Origin of the sequence: Noviherbaspirillum massiliense JC206 (genome assembly GCF_000312045.1) — a bacterium.
GTDB classification, from domain to species: Bacteria; Pseudomonadota; Gammaproteobacteria; order Burkholderiales; family Burkholderiaceae_D; genus Noviherbaspirillum; species Noviherbaspirillum massiliense.
The window spans coordinates 358,107-383,359 of sequence record NZ_HE978635.1; the positions used below are offsets into that span (position 1 = coordinate 358,107).

At 60.6% G+C, this 25,253-nt stretch carries 25 protein-coding genes; 15 read left to right on the forward strand and 10 right to left on the reverse strand.

Going from position 1 to position 25,253, the window contains the following annotated elements; genetic code table 11:
- The first annotated feature begins 290 nt into the window (after positions 1-290).
- Both HGHM_RS17315 and HGHM_RS17320 read left to right on the forward strand, forming a co-directional pair.
- A complete protein-coding gene (locus HGHM_RS17315; protein WP_019142824.1) occupies positions 291-1,880 on the forward strand; it encodes a GGDEF domain-containing protein in 1,590 nt (529 codons plus the stop codon).
- 116 nt (positions 1,881-1,996) lie between these two features.
- Positions 1,997-3,055, forward strand: a complete 1,059-nt coding sequence (locus HGHM_RS17320) for an AI-2E family transporter (protein WP_019142825.1) — start codon at positions 1,997-1,999, stop codon at positions 3,053-3,055.
- A 10-nt stretch (positions 3,056-3,065) separates the two neighbouring features.
- Here the strand turns inward: HGHM_RS17320 and HGHM_RS17325 are convergent, their stop codons facing one another.
- The 3 genes from HGHM_RS17325 to HGHM_RS23275 all read right to left on the reverse strand — a co-directional run bounded on the left by HGHM_RS17325 (position 3,066) and on the right by HGHM_RS23275 (position 5,524).
- Positions 3,066-3,686, reverse strand: a complete 621-nt coding sequence (locus HGHM_RS17325; RefSeq protein ID WP_019142826.1) for an LON peptidase substrate-binding domain-containing protein — start codon at positions 3,684-3,686, stop codon at positions 3,066-3,068.
- Between the two features lie 45 nt (positions 3,687-3,731).
- Entirely contained in the window at positions 3,732-4,961 is a 1,230-nt protein-coding gene (locus tag HGHM_RS17330; protein WP_019142827.1) for a nucleoside recognition domain-containing protein, read from the reverse strand.
- 140 nt (positions 4,962-5,101) lie between these two features.
- Positions 5,102-5,524: a MerR family transcriptional regulator gene (locus tag HGHM_RS23275; protein WP_148415746.1), complete on the reverse strand. Its 423-nt coding sequence runs from the start codon at positions 5,522-5,524 to the stop codon at positions 5,102-5,104.
- A gap of 367 nt (positions 5,525-5,891) precedes the next feature.
- Between HGHM_RS23275 and HGHM_RS17340 the strand changes: the two genes are divergently transcribed.
- Positions 5,892-6,179, forward strand: coding sequence for a DUF378 domain-containing protein (locus tag HGHM_RS17340; protein ID WP_019142829.1), 288 nt, complete (start codon positions 5,892-5,894; stop codon positions 6,177-6,179).
- A gap of 69 nt (positions 6,180-6,248) precedes the next feature.
- Here the strand turns inward: HGHM_RS17340 and HGHM_RS17345 are convergent, their stop codons facing one another.
- Positions 6,249-7,118, reverse strand: a complete 870-nt coding sequence (locus HGHM_RS17345; protein WP_019142830.1) for a LysR family transcriptional regulator — start codon at positions 7,116-7,118, stop codon at positions 6,249-6,251.
- A gap of 131 nt (positions 7,119-7,249) precedes the next feature.
- On the opposite strand from HGHM_RS17345, the gene HGHM_RS17350 reads away from it, so the two are divergent.
- The 7 genes from HGHM_RS17350 to sorU all read left to right on the forward strand — a co-directional run bounded on the left by HGHM_RS17350 (position 7,250) and on the right by sorU (position 14,038).
- Positions 7,250-7,864 carry a glutathione S-transferase family protein gene (locus HGHM_RS17350; protein WP_019142831.1) on the forward strand — a complete coding sequence of 205 codons (615 nt, stop codon included), beginning with the start codon at positions 7,250-7,252 and terminating at the stop codon, positions 7,862-7,864.
- A gap of 24 nt (positions 7,865-7,888) precedes the next feature.
- Positions 7,889-8,518: a cysteine hydrolase family protein gene (locus HGHM_RS17355; RefSeq protein WP_019142832.1), complete on the forward strand. Its 630-nt coding sequence runs from the start codon at positions 7,889-7,891 to the stop codon at positions 8,516-8,518.
- Between the two features lie 88 nt (positions 8,519-8,606).
- A complete protein-coding gene (locus HGHM_RS17360; protein WP_085940194.1) occupies positions 8,607-9,548 on the forward strand; it encodes a DMT family transporter in 942 nt (313 codons plus the stop codon).
- Positions 9,549-9,704: 156 nt separating this feature from the next.
- Entirely contained in the window at positions 9,705-10,691 is a 987-nt protein-coding gene (locus tag HGHM_RS17365) for a quinone oxidoreductase family protein (protein WP_026076154.1), read from the forward strand.
- Positions 10,692-10,930: 239 nt separating this feature from the next.
- Positions 10,931-12,145 carry a rhodanese-like domain-containing protein gene (locus HGHM_RS22410; protein ID WP_161603792.1) on the forward strand — a complete coding sequence of 405 codons (1,215 nt, stop codon included), beginning with the start codon at positions 10,931-10,933 and terminating at the stop codon, positions 12,143-12,145.
- 306 nt (positions 12,146-12,451) lie between these two features.
- Positions 12,452-13,693 (forward strand): SorT family sulfite dehydrogenase catalytic subunit, encoded by a 1,242-nt coding sequence (gene sorT, locus HGHM_RS17380; RefSeq protein WP_019142837.1) that lies wholly within the window; start codon positions 12,452-12,454, stop codon positions 13,691-13,693.
- Positions 13,694-13,735: 42 nt separating this feature from the next.
- The gene (gene sorU, locus HGHM_RS17385) at positions 13,736-14,038 is read left to right on the forward strand and encodes a SorU family sulfite dehydrogenase c-type cytochrome subunit (protein ID WP_019142838.1); all 303 of its coding nucleotides are present in this window, start codon (positions 13,736-13,738) and stop codon (positions 14,036-14,038) included.
- A 220-nt stretch (positions 14,039-14,258) separates the two neighbouring features.
- Here sorU and HGHM_RS17390 read toward each other — a convergent pair whose 3' ends face one another.
- The 6 genes from HGHM_RS17390 to HGHM_RS17415 form a co-directional block, all read right to left on the reverse strand.
- Positions 14,259-15,425 carry a M48 family metallopeptidase gene (locus HGHM_RS17390; RefSeq protein ID WP_148415748.1) on the reverse strand — a complete coding sequence of 389 codons (1,167 nt, stop codon included), beginning with the start codon at positions 15,423-15,425 and terminating at the stop codon, positions 14,259-14,261.
- Positions 15,426-15,603: 178 nt separating this feature from the next.
- Complete coding sequence (pal, locus tag HGHM_RS17395; protein WP_019142840.1) at positions 15,604-16,119, reverse strand: peptidoglycan-associated lipoprotein Pal; 516 nt, start codon at positions 16,117-16,119, stop codon at positions 15,604-15,606.
- A gap of 83 nt (positions 16,120-16,202) precedes the next feature.
- On the reverse strand, positions 16,203-16,457 hold the full coding sequence (locus tag HGHM_RS17400; protein WP_019142841.1) for a DUF5985 family protein: 255 nt from the start codon (positions 16,455-16,457) through the stop codon (positions 16,203-16,205).
- Between the two features lie 16 nt (positions 16,458-16,473).
- Positions 16,474-16,731, reverse strand: coding sequence for a DUF5985 family protein (locus tag HGHM_RS17405; RefSeq protein WP_019142842.1), 258 nt, complete (start codon positions 16,729-16,731; stop codon positions 16,474-16,476).
- A gap of 1 nt (position 16,732) precedes the next feature.
- Positions 16,733-17,122 carry a hypothetical protein gene (locus HGHM_RS17410; RefSeq protein ID WP_019142843.1) on the reverse strand — a complete coding sequence of 130 codons (390 nt, stop codon included), beginning with the start codon at positions 17,120-17,122 and terminating at the stop codon, positions 16,733-16,735.
- Between the two features lie 103 nt (positions 17,123-17,225).
- Positions 17,226-17,636: a hypothetical protein gene (locus HGHM_RS17415; protein ID WP_148415752.1), complete on the reverse strand. Its 411-nt coding sequence runs from the start codon at positions 17,634-17,636 to the stop codon at positions 17,226-17,228.
- A gap of 204 nt (positions 17,637-17,840) precedes the next feature.
- On the opposite strand from HGHM_RS17415, the gene HGHM_RS17420 reads away from it, so the two are divergent.
- From HGHM_RS17420 to HGHM_RS17440, 5 genes are all read left to right on the forward strand, one after another.
- Positions 17,841-18,329 (forward strand): MarR family winged helix-turn-helix transcriptional regulator, encoded by a 489-nt coding sequence (locus HGHM_RS17420; protein WP_019142845.1) that lies wholly within the window; start codon positions 17,841-17,843, stop codon positions 18,327-18,329.
- A 314-nt stretch (positions 18,330-18,643) separates the two neighbouring features.
- Positions 18,644-19,720, forward strand: coding sequence for a mechanosensitive ion channel family protein (locus HGHM_RS17425; RefSeq protein ID WP_218918058.1), 1,077 nt, complete (start codon positions 18,644-18,646; stop codon positions 19,718-19,720).
- Between the two features lie 18 nt (positions 19,721-19,738).
- Entirely contained in the window at positions 19,739-21,991 is a 2,253-nt protein-coding gene (locus HGHM_RS17430; RefSeq protein WP_019142847.1) for an alpha,alpha-trehalose-phosphate synthase (UDP-forming), read from the forward strand.
- A gap of 86 nt (positions 21,992-22,077) precedes the next feature.
- Positions 22,078-23,157: a hypothetical protein gene (locus HGHM_RS17435; RefSeq protein ID WP_019142848.1), complete on the forward strand. Its 1,080-nt coding sequence runs from the start codon at positions 22,078-22,080 to the stop codon at positions 23,155-23,157.
- Between the two features lie 182 nt (positions 23,158-23,339).
- Complete coding sequence (locus tag HGHM_RS17440; protein ID WP_019142849.1) at positions 23,340-25,076, forward strand: ClcB-like voltage-gated chloride channel protein; 1,737 nt, start codon at positions 23,340-23,342, stop codon at positions 25,074-25,076.
- Positions 25,077-25,253 lie beyond the last annotated feature (177 nt).

Here is a 25,253-nt window from a genome sequence, read left to right on the forward strand (position 1 = left end):
AACGCATTTCAATATGCCATGAGCAAGAAGGGCGCGCAGCGCGCGCCATGCGATCCCGGTGCGCATGGCGCACGCTACCTTCTTTTCTTTCAGGCCTGTGGAACCCGCTTTCCCGCTTGCCGGATGGGGTTGATGCCTTCCTGTCTGCTCAAGCCCCTGATCCAAACGATACCCTGCAAGCGTGTGGCAGGCAGCAACACCCCTGTGGATTTTTTCATCCGAAATGCCTTCCGTACGCTGGGCGCCGGCGGCCTGCGGCTATAATCGCGCAGGTTCTCGGAACATCTCGCATGCCATTTTTCCGCACACCTGACCCATCCCCTACCACGCTGGACGGCAAGAAGCGACCCATCCTGGCTCGCGCCGTCGCGTTCGTCATCCTCGTCTGCGTCTCGCTGGTCGCGGTGGAGGCATGGACTAGCTGGCGTGCCCGCGACAACTGGCTGCGTGAAACGGCCAGCATAACCTCCAACATGGCGCGCGCGCTTGCGCAGCATGCGGATGATACGATACGCACGGCCGACACCATTCTCGTCGGCCTGGTGGACAGGCTCGAAGTCGAGGGCATGGATGCCGCTTCCCTCGGGCGTCTGCACAGCTTCCTCCGCTTGCAGGTTGCGCAACTGCCGCAACTGCACGGCTTGTTCGTGTACGACGAGAGCGGGCGCTGGCTGGTGAATTCCCGCGAAACGGTCGCGAAGGGCCTCAACAATGCGGATCGCGAGTATTTCGTCTACCACCGCACTCATGCCGACCGCGGACCGCATATCGGAACGCCGGTGCGCAGCCGTTCCACCGGCGACTGGATCCTCCCGGTATCGCGCCGGCTGAACCATCCTGATGGCAGCTTTGCCGGCGTCGCGCTTGCCACCATCCGCTTGGCGTATTTCAAGGATTTCTATGACAGCTTCGACATCGGTCGCGCCGGCGCAATCCTCCTGATGACGGAAGACGGCTTCCTGGTCATGCGCCGCCCCTTCAACGAGGCCGTGCTGGGAATGAGTGCTGCAAACGGTCCGGTATACCTGGAATACCGCACCAAGGGGCCGGCCGGCACCGCCATGCTCAAGGGCCGCGTGGACAACGTGGAGCGCCTGTATTCCTACCGTCACCTGGAGAACTATCCTCTGATCGTCGCCACCGCACTGTCCAGGGAAGAAATTCTCGGCAAGTGGCGAACGGACACTTACCGGATTTTCATCGCCATCGCCTGCCTGAGTGGCATGCTTGGCTTGATGGGATTGCGCCTCATTCGCCAGATCAGGATCCGCGAGAAAATGGGGGTTGAACTGCGCGAATCGAAAGCTGCCCTCGAGAGCCTTAACCGGTCGCTGGAGCAGCTGGCATTGCACGATGTCCTTACCGGGCTTGCCAACCGGAGGCATTTCGAAGTCGCGCTGGAGAATGAATTCGCCCGGGCGAGGCGGCAGCAAAGCCGGCTTGGGCTGGTGATGTTCGATGTCGACCGTTTCAAGCAGTACAACGATCGCTATGGCCATCCTGCGGGCGATGAATGCCTGCGCAGGATAGGGCAGGCGATCAAAGGAGTGCTCAATCGCTCCGGTGACCTTGCGGCACGCTATGGCGGGGAAGAGTTCGTGGTACTGCTTCCGGCTACCGACCTGGCTGGCGCACAGGCGGTCGCCGAACGAATCCGCGCCGCAGTGCAGGACCTCGGCATTGCGCATACCGCGAATGAAGGAAATGTCGTGACCATTAGCGCCGGAGTCGAGGCTTGCGTGCCGGACAGGGAAGGGATGCTGCCTTTCGGCCTGGTCGAAGCCGCGGACCGTGCTCTGTACCAGGCGAAATCCCGAGGTCGCAACCGTGTCTGCAGCGCCGGCGCGACATCCGGGGAGCGTATCCTGCCTGTCGCCTGAACGGGCAAGGGCAGGCAGGACGGGGCCTTGCCGTTCCGCCTATCCGGCTGCCTGAAGCAAGTTCGGGTAGCATTGCCTTGCCAACCTCATACCTTATCTTGCCACCTGGATTGCCGATGAATCATCCCGAGCTTCAACAAAAAACATTCCTGCTTCTGCTGATCGTGGTCACCATCGCATTCGGATGGATCCTGCTGCCGTTTTACGGTTCCGTGTTCTGGGGAGGGGTGCTGGCCATGCTGTTTACGCCCTTCTATCGGCGGCTGCTGGCCGGTATGAACCAAAGGCGCAACCTTGCTGCGCTGACCACGCTGGTAATTTGCCTGGTGTTGGTGATTTTTCCCTTGACCGTGATCGCGGCCTCCCTGCTGCAGGATGGGGCGGTCATCTACCAGAGGATACGGTCCGGCGAACTGAATTTCGGTGCCTATTTTCAGCAGGTAATCGATGCCTTGCCGCCATCTGTGGTGCGCGTGCTCGATCGCTTCGGCTTCAGCGACTTCGCCTCGCTGCAGGACAAGCTCTCCGCCGGAGCCTTGCAGGGCAGCCAGGTCGTCGCGAAGCAGGCTGTCAATATCGGACAAAATACATTCCAGTTCCTGGTCAGCTTCGGCATCATGCTCTACCTGCTGTTTTTCCTGCTGCGTGATGGTGCCGGCCTGGCAGCAAGAATCCGGGAAGCGATCCCGCTCAGCGCAGAGCATAAGCGCCATTTGTTCGGCAAGTTCACTACGGTCGTGCGCGCTACCGTGAAAGGCAATATCGTGGTGGCCGCAACCCAGGGTGCGCTCGGCGGCGTGATGTTCTGGATCCTCGGCATCCAGGGAGCCCTGCTGTGGGGCGTGCTGATGGCTTTCCTGTCGCTATTGCCGGCCGTCGGCGCCGCCCTGATCTGGGCGCCGGTTGCCATCTACTTCCTGCTGACCGGCGCCGTCTGGCAAGGCGTCACCCTGATCCTGTTCGGTGTGCTGGTGATCGGCCTGGTCGATAACCTGCTGCGTCCCATCCTTGTCGGCAAGGACACGCAGATGCCGGATTACGTGGTATTCATTTCAACGCTGGGCGGCATGGCCTTGTTCGGCCTGAACGGATTCGTCATCGGGCCGGCGATTGCTGCCCTGTTCATCGCTGCATGGGACCTGTTTTCATCGGCGCCGGAGACACACATCAAGTGATGCCGCGGAATTACAGGCCGCGCTCCGCGAGCAGATCCTGAATCAATTCCAGCCGCAGCATGGGGTTGTCGAGTTCCAGCAGCCGCAGCTTCTGCGCGAGCGGCATGGGTAGCAGTTCCGCCCAGCGGTTTGCGACCCAGCCGCAGTCGTCGAGCTGAAATGGGGGAATGACCGGCATCTCGTGCGGCTGCATGCCTTCCTTCTGCAGGGAATCGAGCAGTTTCTCGAGCACATCGACAGTGTTTTGCAATTCGGCCGGGACTGGAATGACAACATCGTCCTCGATCGCGGTCGTCTCCGCCATCCATAAGCCATGCCTGAGCTGCATGCTCGAAGCAATCCGGAAGCGGGCGCTGCCGCTGCAGGCGATCTGCAGCAGGCCCGGCATGGGCGCCTGCCAGGCATCGATCTTGGCCATGGTGCCCACATCCGCGAAACTTTCCGTCACGCCCGGCTGGCGTACTTCGCTTCCTTCCGTGAGCGCAACGACACCGAACTGAGTGCCGTCAGCGATGCATTTATTGATCATGTCGAGGTAGCGCACCTCGAAAACCTGCAAGGGAAGATAGCCGCCGGGAAACAGCACGGTATTCAGCGGAAACAAGGGCAGGGATGTCGTAGTCGTAGCCATGCCCGATGATGACACGAAGGAGGGATGCCTGCACGGACGCACAAGCTATCCGAAGAACCAGTAGCACACCGCGATCGAAGCCAGCACGCCGGCTGCATCCGCCAGCAGGGCGCAGGCGGCAGCATGCCGCGCGCGCTGGATGCCGACTGCGCCGAAGTACACCGCGAGCACGTAAAACGTGGTCTCGGTACTGCCCTGCACCGTGGCCGCGACCAGCGCAGGGAAGCTGTCGACTCCATGGGTGTTCATGGTTTCGATCAGCAGGGCACGCGCCGCGCTGCCGGAGAACGGCTTGACCAGGGCAGTCGGCAAGGCATCGACGAAGCGGCTGTCCCAGCCGGCAGCATCGACAAGGTGTCGGAGTGCGCCGAGGGCAAGATCGAGCGTGCCAGATGCGCGCAGTACGCCGACCGCGCACAGCATCGCCACCAGGTAGGGCAGCAGATTTTTCGCCACCTCGAATCCTTCTTTCGCCCCATCGACAAAGCATTCATAGACCGGCACTCGCCGCAGCGTGCCGAACAGCAGAAATAACAGAATCAGGCCAAACAGCACCAGATTGCCGAGCAGCGAGGAGAGCGCAGCCAGTGCACTGGCGGACAAGCCGGCGAGCATCGCCATCAGCCCGCCCAGCAGCAAGACTATGCCCGCCAGCCAGGCAAGGACTACCGGATCCCACAGCTTCAGCCGCTGGACCAGGGCCACTGCCAGCAGGCCGGCCACGCTGGACGCGCTGGTGGCAATCAGGATGGGCAGAAATACAAGGGTGGGATCGGTAGCGCCCTGCTGCGCGCGGTACATGAAGATCGATACCGGCAGCAGCGTCAGCGATGAGGCGTTCAGCACCAGGAACAGGATCTGCGCATTGCTCGCAATATGCGGCAGCGGATTCAATTCCTGCAAGGCGCGCATCGCCTTCAGGCCGATTGGCGTGGCGGCATTGTCCAAACCCAGCACATTGGCGGTGAAGTTCAGGGTAATCAAACCGAGCGCCGGATGGCCGGCCGGCACTTCCGGCATGAGCCGCCGGAACAGGGGAGACAGCAGGCGGGCCAGCGCTTCCACCAGCCCGGCCTTTTCCGCAATGCGCAGGAAGCCCAGCCATAGCGTCAGGGTTCCGAACAGCAGGATCATCACTTCCACCGACAGCTTCGCCATCGAAAACAGGCTCTCCACCATCGCGGCAAAGACGCCGGCATCGCCGCCGATCAGCCAGCGCCCGAAGGCACTGACCGCAGCCACAACAAAAAACCCCAGCCACAGGCCGTTCAACATGTCTATTTTCCTAAATGGTGCTTGTCGCCGTCAGTGCTGTTTTGATAATGGGTGCGGCACGAGTGCCGGCCGGCGCGACGGCCGCCTATTCTATTCGGTAAATCAGGAAAAGAGCCGGGCTGGAGGAGGTTTGAAGCTACTCAGATGGCGAATGGCGCGTCGTGCCTGGTGCGCCATTCCGCGACCGCACGATGGATGTCGGGAAGATCGACGGCGAGGACGCCTGCCCAACCTCGGTGCAAACCGTGATCCTGGAGCACAGTCCTTGAACGCTTTCGAGGACATCCCTGAAATTCTGCGCCGATGAGTACGACAACGCGATGACGTCCACGACCTGCGACGTTGCCGCATGCGCGAGGTCCATCACTGGTCGGTGCATAGACAAGGTAGCCAGCCAGTTTCCGCAATTCGGTGATGCTCAAGTGCATCAGCTTGCCCGGACGCTGCCCTTGATCGAGCAGGCACTTGTTCAGGTGCAGCTTTTCAACTTGCTCCACCGGGTAGCTGCGTTCTCCAGATCCGTCGAGGCAGAGCTGCGGAAAGTGATGGCGACGTTCCCGCATTCGCAGCGCATCCTTGCGGAGCCCGGTGACGCGTTCGGCATCCCTGATGCCCGACGCTGCAAACGCGGATGAAAAGAAATGCTCCCTGCCAATACCAGGTTCGTACCCGGCAATACATTGAATCGATCGACCCCGGTTGCGCTTTCAATTGCTTGTGCCAGAGTGTGCGCCCATCATCGCTATGGACGATTCCTTGACTTTGACAGTTTGGTGTACGAAATTGAGGTGAAGCTCAGAAGATGTGGGAACGGCGTCCAGGACCAAATATGCTGGAACTTTCGCTCACGTTTCCTTTCGATGTAAGTGCCCCGTGCAGCAAGGGGCAGAAGCGATTTTCCGGTTCCTCTCAATTCCTTAGGAGAACGTCATGGCTACCATGGACACCCATATCACGGAACGGCGTCATATTCCGGACAGGCGGGCGAGCAACACTGGCGCGACTGCCAAGCGGATGAATGCCGTCGACTGGATTGCGATGGTGCTCCTCATCATTGGCGGCATCAATTGGGGCCTGGTGGGCTTGTTCGACGTTGACTTGGTCGCCACCTTGTTCGGTGACATGAGCCCGCTGTCGCGCATCATCTATGTCATCGTTGGCCTGTCCGCCCTGTACTCGATCTATACCAGCATGAAAATGTCGAGCCGACGTCCCTAGCAAGGCGAAGGGCTTTTTTGAAGCATGCGGGCCGCATAAATCGGCGGACCGTGCAAGCCGGCGACATCTCTAGATCGCCGTGCGAAACAGTTCCTGCTCGGACGAAGCCACGATGTCCGCGACGATGTCCGCAATCAGGCGGACCCGGGGCGAACGTCTGACGTCCGGATGGATTACCAGCCAGAGCTCGCGCGCCTCCATCGGCTCGACAGTAAGCTCCGCAAGATCGGGGATGGTGGATGCGAGGAAATGGGGAAGCGCCGCGACTCCCAGGCCATGGCGGGCAGCTTCGCAGAGCGAAGAGAGCGTATTGCTCCGGAAGGCAAATGCCCGGCCGGCGGCAAACTTCTCCAGCCATTGCTGCTCGGGTGCGTGGTGCAGGCTGTCGTCATACCCGATGAATCGCCAATTCTGCGGCGGGTGCCGTTCCAGATAGGAGTGGTGGGCAAAGAGCCCGTAGCTCATGGTGCCGAGGCGGCGCGCAGCCAGTCCCGGATCCTGCGGACGGCCGAGGCGCAGCGCCAAATCGGCTTCGCGCCTGTTCAGGCTTGCGACCCGGGTCTCGCCTACCAGTTCCAGCGTGATCGGAAACCACTTCTCCTGAACCGAGGCGAATTTCGGCGCGAGGAAGGCGCTTGACAGGGTAGGCGGCGCCGACACCCTGACCGCTCCCGAAAGCCGCCCGCCGTCAGCTGCCTCGCGCAGGAATTCATTCGCCTTTTCTTCCATCTGTTCCGCCCGCACGAACAGCTGCTCGCCTTCAGCGGTCAACTGCCAGCCGCGGGGAAGGCGGTCGAACAGCCGCAGCCCGAGCGCCTTTTCCAGACCGTCGATGCGGCGTGCCACCGTGGAATGCTCGACCCGGAGCATGCGTGCCGCCACGCTCAGGCTCTCCGCCCGCACGAGTGTCACGAATATTCTTACATCATCCCAGTTCATTCCAGCCTTCTTATCCGCGCACATCTGATGTGCAAATTTTTCGGGTTCCTCTCCGAGCTTGCGAATGTTACCGTCGGGTCACTGCATTGGCAAACACCGCCGCGCACCAACCAGACTATGAAAGGAAGCCCGTGATCCTGTACTACTCCCCCGGCGCATGCTCGCTGGCGCCTCACATCCTTCTCGAAGAAACCGGCGTGCGCCATGAGCTCGTCGAGGTCAATGTCCAGCAAGGCAAGACTCAAGAGCCGGAGTTTCTGAAGCTGAACCCGAAGGCGCGTGTTCCGGTGCTGGTGACAGGTACGGAGGTGCTGACGGAAGTTCCGGCGATCTGCTGGTACATAGGATCCACGGCTGGCCGCTTCATCCCGGCCGATGTCTTGCTGCAGGCGCGGATGCTTGAATGGTTCAACTGGCTGTCGGGCACGCTACATGCCGTGGCTTTCGGCGGGAAATGGCGTCCGCAGCGCTTTGTCACCCAAGCCGATATGTTCCGGGATGTACAAGCCATGGCGGACCGCAACCTGCGCGACGGGTTCGCCCATGTCGAGCAATGGCTGGCCGATAAACCGTGGGCCATTGGTGCTGAATACACCCTGGTCGATCCCTATGTGTTCGTGTTCCACAACTGGGCCCGTTCGATAGGCGTGGACGTGCGCAGCGATTATCCGCGCTGGCATGCGCATTCCGCGCGCATGCTGGCCAGACCGGCGGTGCAAAGGGCGCTGCAGCGGGAAGGTTTCTGACTTATTTTTATTGGAGGATTGGTCATGCCGAATACACCGCGTCGCGCGCTTGTCGTCATCGATGTACAGAATGAATATGTGTCCGGGAAGCTGCCGATTGGCTATCCCGATGTCCAGCTTTCCCTGCGCCAGATCGGTCAGGCCATCGATGCGGCGCGGGAGAAGGATATCCCGGTAGTCGTCGTGCAGAATACCGCTCCTGCCGGAGTGCCAATTTTTGTGAAGGGAACGCCTGGCTGGGAATTGCATGAAGTGGTCACGCGCAGGAAGTTCGATCATTACGTCGAAAAGAACCTGCCCAGTGCATTCACAGGAACTGATCTGGCTGACTGGGTTGCAGCGCACGGCATCGATACCCTGACGGTTGCCGGTTACATGACGCATAACTGTGTCGATTCGACGATCAAGCATGCTTTGCATGCAGGCCTGGCCGTCGAATTCCTGCACGATGCGGCCGGATCGCTTCCGTACGCAAACCGGGCCGGGCAGGCAAGCGCCGAGGAAATTCACCGTGTGTTTTGCGTAGTACTGCAGTCACGGTTCGCGGCGGTATTGAGCACGGCCGAATGGATCGCTGCATTAAGGATGGAGGCAACGCCCGAACGCGACTCGATCTTCAGTTCCTTCCGGCGCACTTGCGGCAGCAGACTGTAAGGCTGGCTGGTATATTCGTGAGCTGTGCTCCGGCCAAAGCCGGGGCGTCATTTTTTTGTAGCCCATGCCTGACCGAATGACCGCCCATATGCCAGCTTCTCCCGCCAAGCCTCTATCCGCCCAATCCACTACAGCGCAAGCCATTTCACCCTGGGTATATGTCAGATTGGTGCTGGTCGCATTCCTTTGGGGCGGCACCTTCATCGCCGGTCGCGTCGTTGCACAACAGGTGCCGCACTTGATTGCCGCCGCACTGCGCTTCGCCATGGCGGTGCCCCTGCTTCTGCTGCTGGCATGGAAGATGGAAGGCGGCCTGCCGCGGCTCACCCGGTCACAGTTACTTTCCACGTTCGCATTGGGGCTGACCGGAATATTCCTGTACAACATCTGCTTTTTCGCGGCGTTATCCAGAATGCCGGCCGGACGCACCGCACTCTTCGTCGCCCTGAATCCGGTCATGACTGCGCTCTTTCTTGCCATGTTCTTCCGGGAGCGCATCGGTGCCTTCAAGTGGGCAGGCATCGTCATGGCGTTCATCGGCGCTGCCATCATCATCACCCGCGGGGACCTGGCAGGTGCATGGCGTGATATCACGCAATCAATCGGATATGGCGAAGCCCTCATGTTTTGCGCAATCTCTGCCTGGGCTGGCTACACCATCATCGGTCGTCATGCGCTCAAGGGCCTGTCGCCTGTTGCGGCTACTACCTATGCGGCGCTGTGGGGACTGCTGCTGCTTGGAACATGCGCGGTGTTTGAAGCCGCTGCCGGCGGACCGACAAGATTCGCATGGCACATATGGGCGGCAATCGCCTACCTCGGCATATTCGGCACGGTGGTCGGATTCATCTGGTACTACGAAGGCGTGAAGGCGATCGGTCCGGCACGTACCGCTGTCTTCAACAACCTGGTACCGGTGTTCGGCATCCTGCTCGCCGCCTTGCTGTTGTCGGAGCCGGTTCTGGTTTCAATGATCGTCGGCGGTGCTCTGGTGATAGGCGGCGTCACGCTGACGAACTGGCAGCGCTGACAGCGCATCCGTGCGTCAGCATGCCCTTGGGCCATCGGGGGCGTCGCTCTGTCAGTCCGGCCGTGAATTTTTGCACAGCAAGTGCCGATTTATTCGGATTCCGGAACCGCCCTCGGCTCGGTAAGCTTTCTCCGTGATTTTTCCCAGGAGAACAGCATGATGAAAACCTTGTCCGAGCAGGTCCGCATCCACGCATTCGGCGCCGCTTGCGAACTGCGAGCCGAAACGATCGAATTGCCTCCTCTCGCAGCGGAGTGCGTGCGCGTGCGTCACGCCGCGGTCGGCGTCAATTTCGTGGATGTCTATCACCGCACCGGGCTGTATGCCTTGCCCTCGCTGCCCGCGACATTGGGAGTGGAAGGCGCGGGCGTGATCGAGGAAGTCGGTGCAGGCGTGAGTCATCTCAGAGCGGGACAACGCGTGGCCTATGCCGGACCTCCCGTCGGCAGCTATGCTTCGGTCCGCGATCTTCCCGCAGAGCGGGCGATTCCCCTGCCCGACGGGATACCTTGCGACCAGGCAGCGGGCGCCATGCTGCGCGGGATCACGGCGCACATGCTGTTCAGGTACGTAAGGCCGATTGCGGCCGGCGACACCGTGCTGGTGCATGCCGCCGCGGGCGGCCTCGGGCTGGTGCTGGTTCAATGGGCGAAGGCACTCGGCGCCCGCGTGATCGGCACCGTCGGAAGCTCCGCCAAGGCCGAGCTGGCGCTGGCACACGGACTGGATTGCGCCGTCTTGTACCGGGAGCAGAATTTCGTCGCCGCCGTAAAGGAATTCACCAATGGCGAAGGCGTGCATTTCGCCATCGACGGCATCGGTGGCGAAACCGTGCTGCGTACGCTGGAAGCAGTGCGGCCATACGGCATGGTGGCGAGTATCGGCCAGGTCGCGGGCGACATCGCTTTGCTCGACACAGCTCTGCTCGGTCCTTCCCGCTCCATTGCCTTTTCGCGCCCGGGCGTGTTCCGCTTCATGTCCGACCTGCAGCGCTATCGCGAGGGTGCGAAGGCGACGCTGGAACGGCTCGCTGGCGGCATGAAGATATCCGTTGGCATGGAACTTCCCCTGTCTCGTGCCGAAGAAGCGCACCGCATGCTGGAAGCGGGTGCAACGACAGGATCTCTCCTGCTGCGTCCGTGAAGGTTCGATGTGCCGGGTGACATGCAGTCGCAGCAGCGAAGGCGCTCCCATGAATATGGGACGTGTTGCGAATTTGCCGCTGCATCTGCAGCCAAATCTCACATAGATATGGTAGACGGCACGAAACAATGTGTAACGCCCTTTAATAACCGCGGAACCGCCTGTATAGAGTGACTCCAGCGACGCCAAGTGGAGCCGCACCTGCAGTCATCCTTAGCATGTTTTCCGAGGGGGTCATCATGCGTTACTACGAATCTGCTTTTGCAAGCGCGGTACGGATCCTGCTGGTCGGCGCGCTTGTGTCATTTTCTATGCCTGCCGTCGCCGAAATGCGCGTGCTGGTTGCAGTCGATCCCTCCGATGCCGTCAGCAACAATGTGATTGGCATCGGTTCGCTTGATACCTTGTCCAAGTCCTTGAACACCAAGGCAATCGTCACCAAGACGCAAAACCTGAGCGATGCGATGCGCGCCAGTCGCACGGTTGAGAACGACGTCATCATCGGGCCAGCCCACGTAACAGCCTCCGCAGTGAGCCACGCCTACAAGCTGCTGGCGACGACTGGCTCCCAGCAGGAGTATGCGCTGGTCGCGCGCAAGGAAATCGAGTCGATCGAGAAGCTGAAGGGCAAGCATGTCTACCTGCCGCAACAGGATTCCCTACCGACCTATCTCGCCAAGGGTCTGATCAGGGAAAGCGGACTGTCCTTCAAGAGCCTGGGCAAGGTTACGTATGGCCGTACCAGCGGCGCTGGCTTGCTGTCCGTGTCATACGGCATGGCGGATGCGGCAATTGCGAGCCTTGCGGATGTGAATGAATGGATGAAATCCCATCCCGATGCCGTGCATATTCTGAAGAAGACACGGCCGGTGCCGGATGGGATGAACCTGATGGTGCGTAAGGATATTTCCCCGATCGATGAAGACAATGTCCTGAAGTGGATTTCCTCCGCCGAAGGCATGGCATCCGGGCTCGGCCGCCTGCAGGTGGCGGCGAACGGCGACAGTGCCAAGTTTCACTATGTTGCTTCGCTGGGTATCTTCACACCCAATTCACTTCCGAACGTCACCATCGTGACTGCTGAACAGGTCATGGATCTTGCCGCAAAAGGCGCGGTTATTTATGACACCCGCTCGCCCAAGGAATATGCGCTGGAGCACATCAAGGGCGCGGTAGCCATGCCCTACCAGGAAAAAAGCCTGAAGGACGTCGATTACGACGCGTCGCTGGACGATTTCAGCGTAGCCAATTCGGCTCCCAGGCAGGCTCCGGCCATCTTCCTGTGCAACGGCCCGGAGTGCTGGAAATCCTACAAGGCATCGAGGGCCGCCTTGGCCATGGGCTTCGAAAAGGTTTACTGGTTCCGTGGCGGCATGCCGGAGTGGCGCGAGAAGACCTTGCCGGTGATGAGTTCCCTGCCTGCCAAGACCAACCTGGCTGCCGCAAAAAGATGAAAGAAAGTCAGGCGGCCCTTTGGTTCATGCGCGGATAAGCATTTTCTTGTTGTCTCCTCCATCCTCCAGGGATGGTCTTGGCCCGCTGATGAAGCGGGCCTTTTTTGCAGTTCAAGCGATGCCGCCCCAAGAGCAAGACTGGCAGGCGTTGCAGACCTTCCGCCAAGCTGTCGCATTGAAGGAAGAGGTTACAACTATCTGGGCCGTTCCCGGCGATTTGATGAATTTCCAATTCGAAATATGGCAACATTCAATCCGCATTCCTCGGTATGTATAACCCATAACACAAACCAACAGGAGGTAAAGATGGCAGACAAAACGATGAGCAAGCGGATCATCGGTGTAAGCGATCCGCAGCGCCGCAACTTACTGGCTGGCGGAGCCACGGCCCTGGCGGCAGCCGGGCTGGGCAGTTTCACCAGGACGGCTGCAGCTCAGGCGGCATCCGCTGCTGCCGGCAAGCCCTTGCCGACCTATGTGGCATGGAAGGATCCGAGTGCAATGATCGTGCACAGCTCCAGCACCGTGGAAACTCGGCGCAGCGCATTCGGCACCAGTATCGTCACGCCGGCTGAACAACTCTATATCCGCAACAACCTGCCGGCTCCCGATGCCTCCATCGTTGCCGATCGTGACGCCTGGGAAGTGACGGTTGAAGGCGTCAGGAATCCGCGCAAATTGAGCGTCAAGGAGCTCAAAGGTATGGGCTTGGAAACCGTCGCCACGGTATTGCAATGCTCCGGCAATGGGCGCGGCTTTTTCCCGAGCAAGCCGAGCGGCACGCCCTGGAATGTCGGTGCCGCCGGTTGTGTCGTGTGGAGCGGCGTACCTGTGAGGGCAGTGGCGGAAGCCCTGGGCGGCACCGTGGATAGTGTCAGCTATATGACGGGTACGGGTGGCGAAAAGCTGCCGGAAGGGCTGGACCCGAAGAGCGTTATTGTGGAACGTTCCGTGCCCATCGCTGCAATGGCGGATGCGCTGCTGGCCTGGGAAATGAACGGTGCGCCCATTCCGCTGGCACACGGCGGCCCGTTGCGCCTGATTGTGCCGGGATATGCCGGGGTCAACAACATCAAGTACGTCAAACGGCTGGCCTTCACGGCGCAGCAAAGCGACGCGAAGATCCAGCAGACCGGATACCGTATCTCGCCGCTCGGGCAGAAGCATGAGCCGGATCACCCCTCAGTATGGGAAATGAACACCAAGTCCTGGATCAATTCACCCGGTACTGATGGCGCCTCGGTTCCGGCGGGCGTGGTGCAGGTCAAGGGAGTGGCGTTTGGCGGCATCAATGCCGTCAAGGCGGTAGAAGTGTCCGTCGATGGTGGAAAGACCTGGAAAGAGGCGAAGTTCGTTGGCCCCGACCTCGGTCGTTATGCATGGCGGCAATTCGTGCTTGCAGTGAAGCTGCCACCGGGTACACATACCCTCGCCAGCCGCGCCATCGATTCCAAGGGTAATCGGCAGCCGGAAGAACGCTTGGAGAATTCTGGCGGTTACAACAACAACAGCTGGCGTGACCATGCAGTGCAAGTGACCGTGGTCTGAGGGCGGGGCATGACAAGACTCTCAACATGCGTTGCACGCGCCTTGGGCACAGCATTATTCGGCCTGGCAAGCACCGGCGCACTCGCCCAGGGCGCAATCGATGAAGGCCAAAAGCTGTTTACGCAAGCGGCGGTGCCGGCATGCGCCGTTTGCCACACGCTGCGACACGCGGGGGCGAACGGGGAAGTGGGGCCGGATCTGGATGAGCTCAGGCCGGATGCTTCGCGCGTGGAAAAAGCTGTTCGCACCGGCATCGGTCAGATGCCGGCCTTTACCGGCCTGACCGATGCACAGGTGAAGTTGCTTGCGAATTATGTGTCGACGGTGGCCGGAGCGGGGCGGTAAGGCTCCCGATACCGGTGACCGTGAGGCGACGGGACACATCCCGCGCCTTGCAGCACGATGCTCCTTCGGGCGGGCAGCGTTGCACCTAGGAGCACTGTCCAGAGCGAGCCCCGCCAATGCAGGTGGCGCGGGGTCGCAGCCGAAGATGCGATTGCAGCCTGAAAGGCCGCCAGACAACGATTGTCACGCAACGGTTGTCTGGCGGCTTTTGCCTTTGAAGTCAGGGTACGAGCGGCAGGCGGTTCTTTTGCTTGAATCTGATCGTTTTCACGATCTCGCTCATGACGGAGAAACGGTATGTCGAGGACGGATGCAGGGCAGTATGACCAGCCTGCACTTCTTCCGGGACTTCCTTGGCCAGCCGCTTCCAGAAGGGAAGTGCGTTGTCGATGTCATAACCGGCGCGTACCAGCATGTATAGAGCCAGTTTGTCGGCGGTTGCATCGAGCACCGGCGTGTAAGACGCGAGGTCGGCGGCGCCTGTCCGGACGGCTGGACTGCTACCGAAGGACCGCAAGCGGTCGATGACGGCCCCGATGTCGGCCCGGGGCTCAGGCGCGAGCACGTTGTGCGCAAGCTCTTTCGCCAGTACATAGGCCAGTTCTTCATCCGACCTGACGAAGCGGAGCATGCCGCGGGTGACCAGTACACGGTGGCCATCGGCGTAGCTGTTCACGTCGTCGGTATTGCCGAGTTCGATGCCGAATGCGCAGGCGCGCGTCAGCGGTACGTCCAAGGTCGCGCGCTTGCCGTCACGCAGTACGGTAAGGCCGACGCTGGTGCGGCCGCTCATGGCCATCCTGACGAGCCGTGCACTGTCGCGCTCGGCATTCGGGCCCTGCGGCAGCGATTGCGATTCCACGGCGATCAAAATGTCGCCCTTGCGCACGCCAGCCTGATCCGCGCCGCTTCCGGCCAGTACATTCATCACCCGCAAGCGGTCGCCGAGTCCCAACGCGGCGTGCGCCACGCCGACAAAATCGCCGGAGAAGGAATATCTGGTTTTTGCGGACAGCCCCAGCAGGTTGTGCGCATGGCGGTTGCACAGGTCCGCATTATTGATCAATAGCGGTGCCGCAATTCTATTCAGGCGGTTCTGCTGGTCCACCCATTTTTGCAATGCGGCGATATTGTCTTCCGATACCGGAGCAGGTGGTTGCAACGGCGGTGGTGCGGCGTCGGGAGCCGGAGCATCGGGTGCTGCCGGTGGCTCTGGCTGTTGCACGGACGGCGGCACCTGTGTTGGCTGCACCGCGCAGGCGACCAGCCATGTCAGCGGCAATATTGCCAGATAGCGCCGGCAATACCTGCGTATGTTCGCTATCCGTGGATCAGACGGGGAAACCTTGTCTTCAATGCGTTGCGTGAAAATTTCTGTGTGTGACATCAGTGGTGCTTCATGAATGCGCGGCACGGCATGCCGCGCACGAGTGAACTGCGGTGGGGCAGGGATGGCGCGCCTGCTGCGGCGCGCCGGAATTCCTGCTAAGGAAGGGGTCGAAGCCGGCACCATAACCCGCTGCCTTATGCACTACGTGAACTTCGTGCGGAAGGCAGATGCGCGTTTATTTGTAGACGATGTCGGCGCGGCGATTTTCAGCCCACGAAGCCTCGTCAGCACCGAGGGCTTTCGGTTTTTCCTTGCCGAAGGACACGGTTTCCATCTGGGCTTCGCCCACGCCTAATGCGGACAAGGATTTTCTGACAGCTTCCGCGCGTTTCTGGCCGAGCGCAAGATTGTATTCACTGCCACCGCGCGCATCGGTATTACCCTCGATGACGATCTTGCGGCTCTTGTGGGTCGTCAGGTACTTCGCATGGGCTTCGGCGATTCGGTTGGCGTCGTCTTTCGGCATGTAGCTGTCGAAATCAAAGTAGACGCTGCGTTTTGCCAGTGCGCCCTTCGGATCGTTCAGCGGGTCGGCTGCAGTGTTCGCAGTGGCAACCGGCTGCGCGTCGGTGCCCGTTGCCTGAGTGGCCTGGCTGGCACTGGCCGTCTTGTTGTCGACCGGCGTGGATGAGCAGGCGCTCAGGATGGCGGCGCTGAAAGCGATCAGAGCGAAGGCTTTGGATGGATGCATGGTTTTTTCTCCCTTGTGAAAATGAGTCAAGCAGTCAGTCTTTTGGTACGACGAGGATTTTGCGTGTATCAGGGTCGCCCGCATCAAGTCTTGTTGCGCCGCCGGTTCTTGTCCACGATGGCATACAGGATCAATCCGTAGGAGATCAGCCGGATCAAATAATAGGTCGGCAGCTCTTCGTTTTGCAGCGAGGTCATGCCCAATGCGAGCCGATTCAGGCATTCAATGAAGAAGGAAAGGGCAAAGTAAAGGAAAAAGCGGTCGCCCGTGCTCCTCCAGAAGCGCAGGAAAAACAGGCTTACCACCAAAGATCCCATTGCAATTGCGCCTGCAAGCATTTCGTTCACGGTTTCCTCACTCTTCTTCCCAGATAAGACCGTACAGCAAGGGCAGCAGCGCAGCCAGCGCAGTGCCGAGACGCCAGATCGACAGGTCGGTGCCAGGAACGAGCAGCCTGTCGATGACCAGCAGCAGATTGTTTGCAGCCATGCCCACGAAACACAGCCCGCTCCATAGCAAAAGCCTGTGCCGGTGCCTGATGTAGCTTCGGAGGATCAGGAAGGCGCAGGCGAATGCGGTCAGTGCGCACAGCGAGTATATGAGGCCAGCCATATCAGGAATCCTTTCGCCAGATGAAAGCGTCAGCGAACTGCTGGGCCTTCTTGCTGTTCTTGGAATGGATGAGATTGCTTACGTCAATGAGATTCTTGGCATAGACGTCCGCCAGTCGGTCGATCATTTCCCTGATGCCTTCGGTCCCGGGATGATAACGGTACAAGGGAGGCTCTCCATCCTCTTGCGCGAGGAAGCCTGCCGCATGCAGGTCGGTGAGCAGTCCGTGCGCTGCCTTTTCGCTCATGTAAAGTCGCTGCGCCACCCGCTTGCTATCCCATTGCACGCTATGCTCCCGACGCAGCAGCAGCATCGCTTCCAGGTGCGGCACCGAGGGAATGCTGAGCAGGATGAAGCGGATGATGTCTTCAGGGATCTGCGGGCGCGTCATGGTTCTTCCCTGCGCTGACCCGGCTCTGCGGGATGGAAGAAGCAAGGCATGACTCGTGACGACTGATGCATGTGTTCGGTTCGTGGAAAGTCAGGTTGTTCGTTCATGCGCCGGTTCCGGGAGCGAGGCAGCGGCGACTACGGCCGGCGCGGATTTTACCGCATGCGCCCGATAGAGCGAATAGAGCGGCACAGCGGGCGATAATTTTGAAGATGCAGGCTGCCACCACCGGAGCGACGACCAACGGGTACAGCGCAGGGTGCCAATCCGTCACGCGTCCTAGCCTGAGGCCAGAGAAAGTGCCGTGCCCGTAAAAGGCGTGCAGGGCCGAGACGCCGGTTCGGACTTTCCGGCCTTCGCGTCCCACGGATGCGCCTATTGACAGAGCGGCGAGCGTTAGCGCAAGCTTGCCGACGACGATGTGCAGGAATGGCAGCTGGTTCATCCACATTGCATATGCACTGTCGGTAGCGAAGAAGGCGGCAGTCAGTCCGACCGGCAATGGCCTGGCCATCCGCGCCGCCCCGCGGAGACAGAAGCCCGTCATGTTCGGCATGGGAGCGACTCGGCTCTTGCGGTCTTGCCTGAATGTTCTGCGCTTTAAGAGGGTCGGCATCTTGCTGTGCTGTTGGAAACACATTTGAGCAAAACATATTGCACCAAATATAGTTTTGGGGCAATATAGCGATGGAGTCATTGAATGACAGGAAAGACCCCAGTGGGCAAGAAGAGCAATGCGGAAGAGCCTGCCCATCTGCATACGCTGAAAAAATTGCGGATCGTGATCCGCGCAGCGCAGCGGCATTCGGCCTGGATTGAAAAGCAGTGCGGCGTCAGCGGCGCACAGCTATGGATAATGAGGGAGTTGAGTGAGACACCAGGGTTGCGTGTCGGTGAAATAGCAAAAAAACTAGCAATTCACCAGACCACTACGAGCAATCTTCTGGATTCCCTGGAAAAGCGAGGCTACATCATCAAAGCCCGCGACCCGAACGACCAGAGAGTCGTCAAATTGGCCCTTTCCGAGCAAGGCGAGGGCTTGCTGAAAAAAGCCCCGAAACCGGCAAGGGGATTGTTGCCGGAAGCCCTGCGCAAGCTGGACGAACAGGGTTTGCTTCAATTGAATGAAGGATTGCAGGCCTTGCTGGAAGTGATCGAGCAGGTCGACGAGGCCTACGGCTTGCAGCCGCTGCCCTTCACCATGTAGGCGCTAATTGTAAAGATCAACAGTGAGGCTTTACCGGGCCTCTTCACAGCCCCCAGCACGGGGGTTTTTTTCCAACCGTTGGCAGGTTCTCGCCTGCCAACCCCGTCATCCCGCCGGCGCGGGATGATATCGAGCCGGAGCATGCGCTCCGAAGCGAATGCCTGCGGCGCTGATGCGCGTCCGCGGCATTCGTCCAGCTTAAGGCGACATCTCGCCGTCGACGCATCCTGCAGGAAGCCGTACGGAAGGCTTGCTTGACCTGCAGGGCACTCTTGATCAATCAGCCGCAGCGGCGGCATCTTCGGGAGCAGCCATTGATCGAAAAACTATCTTCTTACGATGCCATGCTGGCCGGCATGACATTCCTGCTGACGCTGGCCATCCTGCTTGGCTTGAAAGCCTTCGTCTCAGGCCAGTTGCGCCGGTTCATATCGCAAGGCCGCCTGCGTTTTCTCAGCTATCCGGAACAGATCGTCGATGCCACCCGCGTGCTGTTTCTGCTGGGGGCAGCCATGCTTGCCGGCGTAAGCCAGCTGGATCTGTCGCCGCGCCAGGAAAAGTGGCTCCATTACGCATGGATCATCATCCTGGTTTCGCAAATTGCATTGTGGGCAAACCGCATGGTGACGGTGGCAGTGGCGCGCGCATTTGAACGGCACAGGCAAACCGATCCTTCCGGTGCCACCCACCTGATGCTCGCCAGTCTGGTGGCGCGCGTCGTGCTGTGGTCGGTGGCCGTGCTTGTCGCGCTCGACAACCTTGGCTTCAATATCTCCACGCTGATGGCCAGCCTTGGGATCGGCGGCATCGCCGTTGCGCTCGCCGTGCAGAACATCCTTGGCGACATCTTCTCGTCGGTGTCGATCGCGCTCGACAAGCCTTTCGTCATCGGCGATTTCATCGTCGTCGATTCCTACATGGGGACGGTCGAATACGTCGGCATGAAGACCACGCGCATTCGCAGCCTCGGCGGCGAGCAGATCATATTCTCCAATGCCGAGCTCCTGAAGAATCGCATCCGGAATTACAAGCGCATGCAGGAGCGGCGCGTCCTGTTCGAATTCGGCGTGGCGTATGAAACCACGGCGGAACAGTTGGAGCGCATTCCCCGGATGATCAAGGAAATCATCTCCTCCGGCCGCTTCGAAACCCGCTTCGACCGCGCACATTTCAAGTCTTATGGGGAAAGCGCGCTGCAGTTCGAGGTGGTGTATTACGTCCTCGATCCCGACTACAACAAGTACATGGATATCCAGCAGGCGATCAATCTCGCCTTGTTCCGCGGCTTCGAGGAACAGGGAATCGCGTTTGCCCATCCGCTGCGCAAGCTGTACATGGCGCCCGCCGCCAACCAGACCGCGTTGCCGCAGGCGCTGCACGCCAGCCGCTGAAGCAAAAGGGAGGACACCATGCAATTGCGCTCATTCCGCCTCTCCCTGCGTTTCATCCTGCCGCTCGCATTCGTGCTGAGCGCATTCGCGTATGCGGTCGTGCCGCTCATGGATAACCTGACCCTGCACTGGTTCATCCGGGACCTGGATATCCGTTCCCAGCTGCTTGCCAACACGCTGCAGGAGCCGCTGCTGGACTACGTGCCGCAAAAGGCGCGGAAAAAGATTACCCAACTGTTCGACCGGGCCATCCAGGATGAGCGGCTGTACGGCCTGGCCTTTTGCGAACCGGGCGGCGCACTGCTGTACAAGACCGGCAACTACCCGGAATCGATCGGCTGCTGGATGCCCCAGTCTAGCGATGAGAAACGTGCTTCCCTGGTGAACCTGCCCACGGGACCGGTGCATGTGGCGGAAAGCCTGCTCAATCAGGATGGCCAGTACCTCGGCAAGCTGATCCTGGTGCATGACATGAGCTTCATCGAGCGCCGCAGCGCCGATACCCGGAAATACGTGATTACCCTGTTCGCACTGCTTGCGATCGTGATTTCCCTGATTACCGTCTTCATCGCTCACCTGAGCTGGCGCGGCTGGATGAGCGGTGTGAAAGGCCTCCTGCGCGGCGACTTCCTGCTGCGGCCGGAATCGCGCACCCCGCCGGAAATGCGGCCTTTGCTCGGCGATCTTCGCGCCCTGTTCAATGAAATGAATCGGGAACTGGAAGCGCGCGGCGATGCATCGCAGCTGTGGACGCCGGACAAGCTGCGCGCCCTGCTGCAGGGAGAACTGGCAGGCGACCAGGTGCTGGTGGTATCCAATCGCGAGCCGTATATCCATGTCTCCACGCCGAAGGGCATCGAAGCGCGCCGTCCTGCGAGCGGCCTGGTGACCGCGGTGGAAGCCGTGATGCGCGCCTGCTCCGGCACCTGGATTGCGCATGGCAGCGGTTCTGCGGACCGGCAGGTGGTGGACCGCAATGATTGTGTCAGGGTCCCGCCCGACAATCCGAGCTATTCATTGCGCCGGGTGTGGCTTTCGAAGGAAGAAGAGCAGGGCTACTACTACGGATTCGCCAATGAGGGCTTGTGGCCGCTGTGCCATATTGCGCATGTGCGTCCGGTGTTCCGCTCTTCCGACTGGGAGCAGTACGTCAGTGTCAACCGGCGCTTCGCAGACGCGGTCATCAGGGAGGCGCGAACCGACGATCCGGTGGTGCTGGTGCAGGATTACCATTTCGCGCTCTTGCCGCGCATGGTGCGCGAAGCCTTGCCCAAGGCCACCATCATCACGTTCTGGCACATTCCCTGGCCCAACCCGGAATCCTTCGGCATCTGCCCCTGGCGTGAAGAAATCCTGGAAGGCTTGCTCGGCAGTACCATCCTCGGCTTCCACACGCCTTTCCATCGGAAGAATTTCCTCGAAACCGTCGATCGTTATCTGGAAACCCGGATCGAGTCGGAGGCGTCGACAATTTCCTATGGCGGCGAGCTCACGCGCGTCGAGCATTATCCGATTTCGATCGCCTGGCCGCCGGAACCGGCGTCCGCGGAAAGCATTGCCGAAAACCGCGCCGACATTCGCAGGGAGCTCGCCTTGCCTGCCGATCACCTGCTCGGCATCGGCGTCGACCGCCTCGATTACACCAAGGGCATCATCGAACGCTTCCAGGCAGTGGAGCGCATGCTGGAGCTGCACCCGGAATTCATCGGCAAATTCAGTTTCGTCCAGATCGCCGCGCCCAGCCGCTCCTCCCTGGACGAATACCAGAACTTCGAAGCCCGGGTGCGCAATCTCGCCCAGCGCATCAACCGGCGCTTTGCAAGCGGCAGCTATCAGCCGATCATCCTCAAGGCAGAGCATCATGAGCAGGAAGAGCTCACCCGCTATTACCGCGCCGCCGATGTCTGCCTCGTCACCAGCCTGCACGATGGCATGAACCTGGTATCGAAGGAGTTCATCGCTGCGCGCGACGACGAACGCGGCGTTCTGATCCTGAGCCAGTTCACCGGTGCGGCGCGCGAACTGCACGAAGCCCTGATCGTGAATCCCTACCATATCGAACAGGGTGCCGATGCGCTGCATCGCGCGCTGACCATGCCGGAAGTCGAACAGCGGGAACGCATGCGCAGCATGCGCACCCTGGTGCGGGATTTCAATGTTTATCGCTGGGCCGGCCGCATGCTGCTCGATGCCGCCCAGTTGCGGCGGCGCGAACGGGTGATGTCGAAAATACGGCTGCACAGCCGGCGGTCGCTGCGCCGGGTGTCATGACGCGGAAATGGAATCGGCATAGCAGGCTCTAGTAGAATATGCCGTCGCGCCGGCCCGGTAGCCTCGGCGCTCCAGCCCGAACGGATATGACCCGATACCATTTCGCCAAAACCCTCGGACGAAGCGCGCTGCTGCTGACCTTCCTGTGCGCGCTCCCGGGATGGATGTACGCGAAAGACAGCCTGACCAGGCTCAAGCGGATCACGCAATCGCTGCCCGATCTGGCGGAACCGGGCAGCGGGCAGGCGGGCTATTTCAGTCTCGACGACCGCGAGCTGACCGTCGGTTATGACACCAGCCTCAAAAAGTGGTCGGCGAGCGCGTACTACAGTCCCGGGGAAAGCCCGGTGTTCAACGCCAATTACGGACTGGCATTCAACAAGCGCCTCGCCAGCGGGGCGAGCTTCGCGTATGGAAAGGACTACCAGGAAGTATTCCTGAGCGAAGTCTTTTCGCCGCAAAGAGACATCCGCCTGCGCTTTGCCGGCGGCCAGCTGTTGCAGAACAATTTCCAGCTGACCGATTACGACGAGATCGGGACTGTTTCGCAAAACAGTTATCTGGTCGAACTCCGGAAATCCTGGGACAGGACCTCGATGCTGTCCGGCGTCGGCCTGAGCCTGTTCGATGTGCGCGCCAACGTGCGCCCGCGGGATGTCACGGTGCAGGACGAGGCCGATTCCGCTTCGGCCTGGCCCGGATATTCGCGGGGATGGATGCAGGGCTACGCCTTCAATCTCCGGCTCGAGCCTTCCACCCGATCGCGAATCGAGCTCGACCTTGGCGCGCATCGCCGCACCTCCTTCTTCGGGGAACTGTCCCAGCGACAGCAGACCGACGGGTCCTATCGCGTCCATCTCACCCACTACCTGAACAACTGCAGCCGCCTGCAAACGGAATACAGTGCGAGTTCGAGCGAGGAATCGGTCAATGTGATGATGGGAAAGGGCGCATGGCGCATCGGCTTTTCCAGCGCCCTGGCCGCGACCGAGAGCACACGCGATTATGCTTTCAGCCTGAGCTATGCGATTCCGCTCGATGGCTGGGGTAGTACCCGCAGTTCGTGCGGCTTCGGTTCGCAGACCGCCTATGCCTTCAGTCCAATGGTCGATGATGCGATTTCACGCCCCGCCCTGATTCCGACGCAGCCGCTGCCTCTGGAGTGAGCAGCGGGCGCGATCAAACCGCCAGTTGTTGCAACCGGTGTCGCCCTTCTGCCGGCGCTTTTATAATCTCAGCTTTCCGTAGCCCTGCGATCCAGGGTATTGCCCCTTGCCAGCACCCGGTCCGGAGAATCGCATCCTGCGGGTATTGCTGACATGGCCCCGAATTTCATGGAGTCCCGAGCATGCTGACCGCGCTTCTCAAGGCAAGAATCCGATTCGCGCGCCTGTTCGGCTTTTTCGACACCAATTCAATCTTCCTGTGGGCGGGCGCCGTCGGCGTAGCCGCGGCCTTCACGACCATTGCATTTCGCGACAGCATCAGCTTCATTCAGCAGATTCTGACCGGACATAGCGGATCCCTGGTTGCCATGGCCAAAAGCCTGCCGTGGCATATGCGCCTGATTCTGCCGGCCGCCGGCGGCCTCGTCGCCGGCCTGTTGCTCAGCCTTGCGCGCCGGTACTCCTCCGGTGCGGCGTCGGATTACATGGAAGCGATCGGCATCGGCGATGGCCGCATTCCCGTGCGCCAGACCCTGCTGCGCAGCGCTTCCTCATTGGGCACGATTGCCACGGGCGGATCAATCGGCCGCGAAGGCTCGATGGTGCAGCTGGCTGCGCTGTGTGCTTCGGCGCTGGGCCGCTTCATGCGCTTCGACACCCAGCGCCTGCGCCTGCTGGTCGCCTGCGGCGCTGCCGCCGGGATCACTTCCGCCTACAACACGCCGCTGGCGGGCGCCTTCTTCATCACCGAGATCGTGCTCGGCTCGATTTCCATGGTCAGCTTCGGCCCGGTGGTGGTTGCCTCGGTGGTCGCCAACATGACGATGCGGGCGTTCCCCGACTACCGCCCGGCCTACGAGATGCCCGAATTCCCCCTGATTTCGGGCTCGGAGACCCTGCTCTTCGCCTTGATGGGCGCGATCGCCGGCCTCGTCGCGCCGCAGTTCCTCGGCTTGCTCGACTTTAGCAAGCGCCAGTTCCAGAAACTGCCACTGCCCCTGCCGTTGCGGCTGGCCCTCGGGGGCCTGCTGGTCGGGGCCGTGTCGATCTGGGTGCCCCAAGTCTGGGGCAACGGTTACAGCGTGGTGAATTCCATGCTGCATGAACCGCAGATGTGGTCGGCCGTGCTGATCGTATTGCTCGCCAAGATCGTTGCGACGGCGCTGACCACCGGTTCCGGCGCGGTAGGCGGCGTGTTCACGCCCACGCTCTTCGTCGGCGCCGCGCTCGGCTGGCTGTTCGGCTCCGGGGTCGACATCCTGTTCCCGGGTTCGGCATCGGCGCCCTTCGCCTATGCCGCCATCGGGATGGGCGCCTTTCTCTCCGCCACCGCCTATGCGCCGCTGATGGCGATCCTGATGATTTTCGAGATGACTCTGAATTACCAGGCCGTGCTGCCGCTCATGCTGGCCTGCGTGGTGTCTTACCTGGTGGCGCGCTCGATTTCGGATCGCTCGATGTATGAAATCACCCGCAAGCGCAATCGCGACGAACAGGAGTGGCTGCGCCTGCGCGGGCTGCAGATGCGTGACCTGATCCGGCCGCCGGAAACGGTCTTGCCGCTGACGGCTTCCTTCGCCGAGCTGACGCGGATGTTCTTCGAGCATCCGGTGAAGTACATCTATATCGTCGACGAGGCGCAGCGCTTTCAGGGCGTGGTGGCCCTGCAGGACCTGGCCTCGGTCCTGTCGGGCAAGGATGAGACGGGATCCCGCCGCGCGGCCGACTTCCTGCGCCGCGGTCACCTGCATGTATTGACACCCGGTATGTCGCTCGGCGAGGGCTTGCAATTGTTCATGCAGCACCAGGGCGAGCGCCTGCCGGTGGTCGAGAGCATGGAAGATCCGGTGTTGCTGGGCGTGGTGTACAAGACGGCCTTGCTGGATGCCTGCTTCCAGTTGAGTCGCCCGAATCAATAGAAATCAATAAGGGAAGGCGCGGGCTGCAAGCCCGCAATTGATCTGCCGCATGGCTGCCGAGCACGCGGATTGACATAGGCCGCTGCCATGAGCGCATCAATGTCCGGGGAACATTCTTTCGGCACCGCCATTGAGCGTTCACAAAACTTCTTCATCTGCTGCCTCCTATCCTTGAAC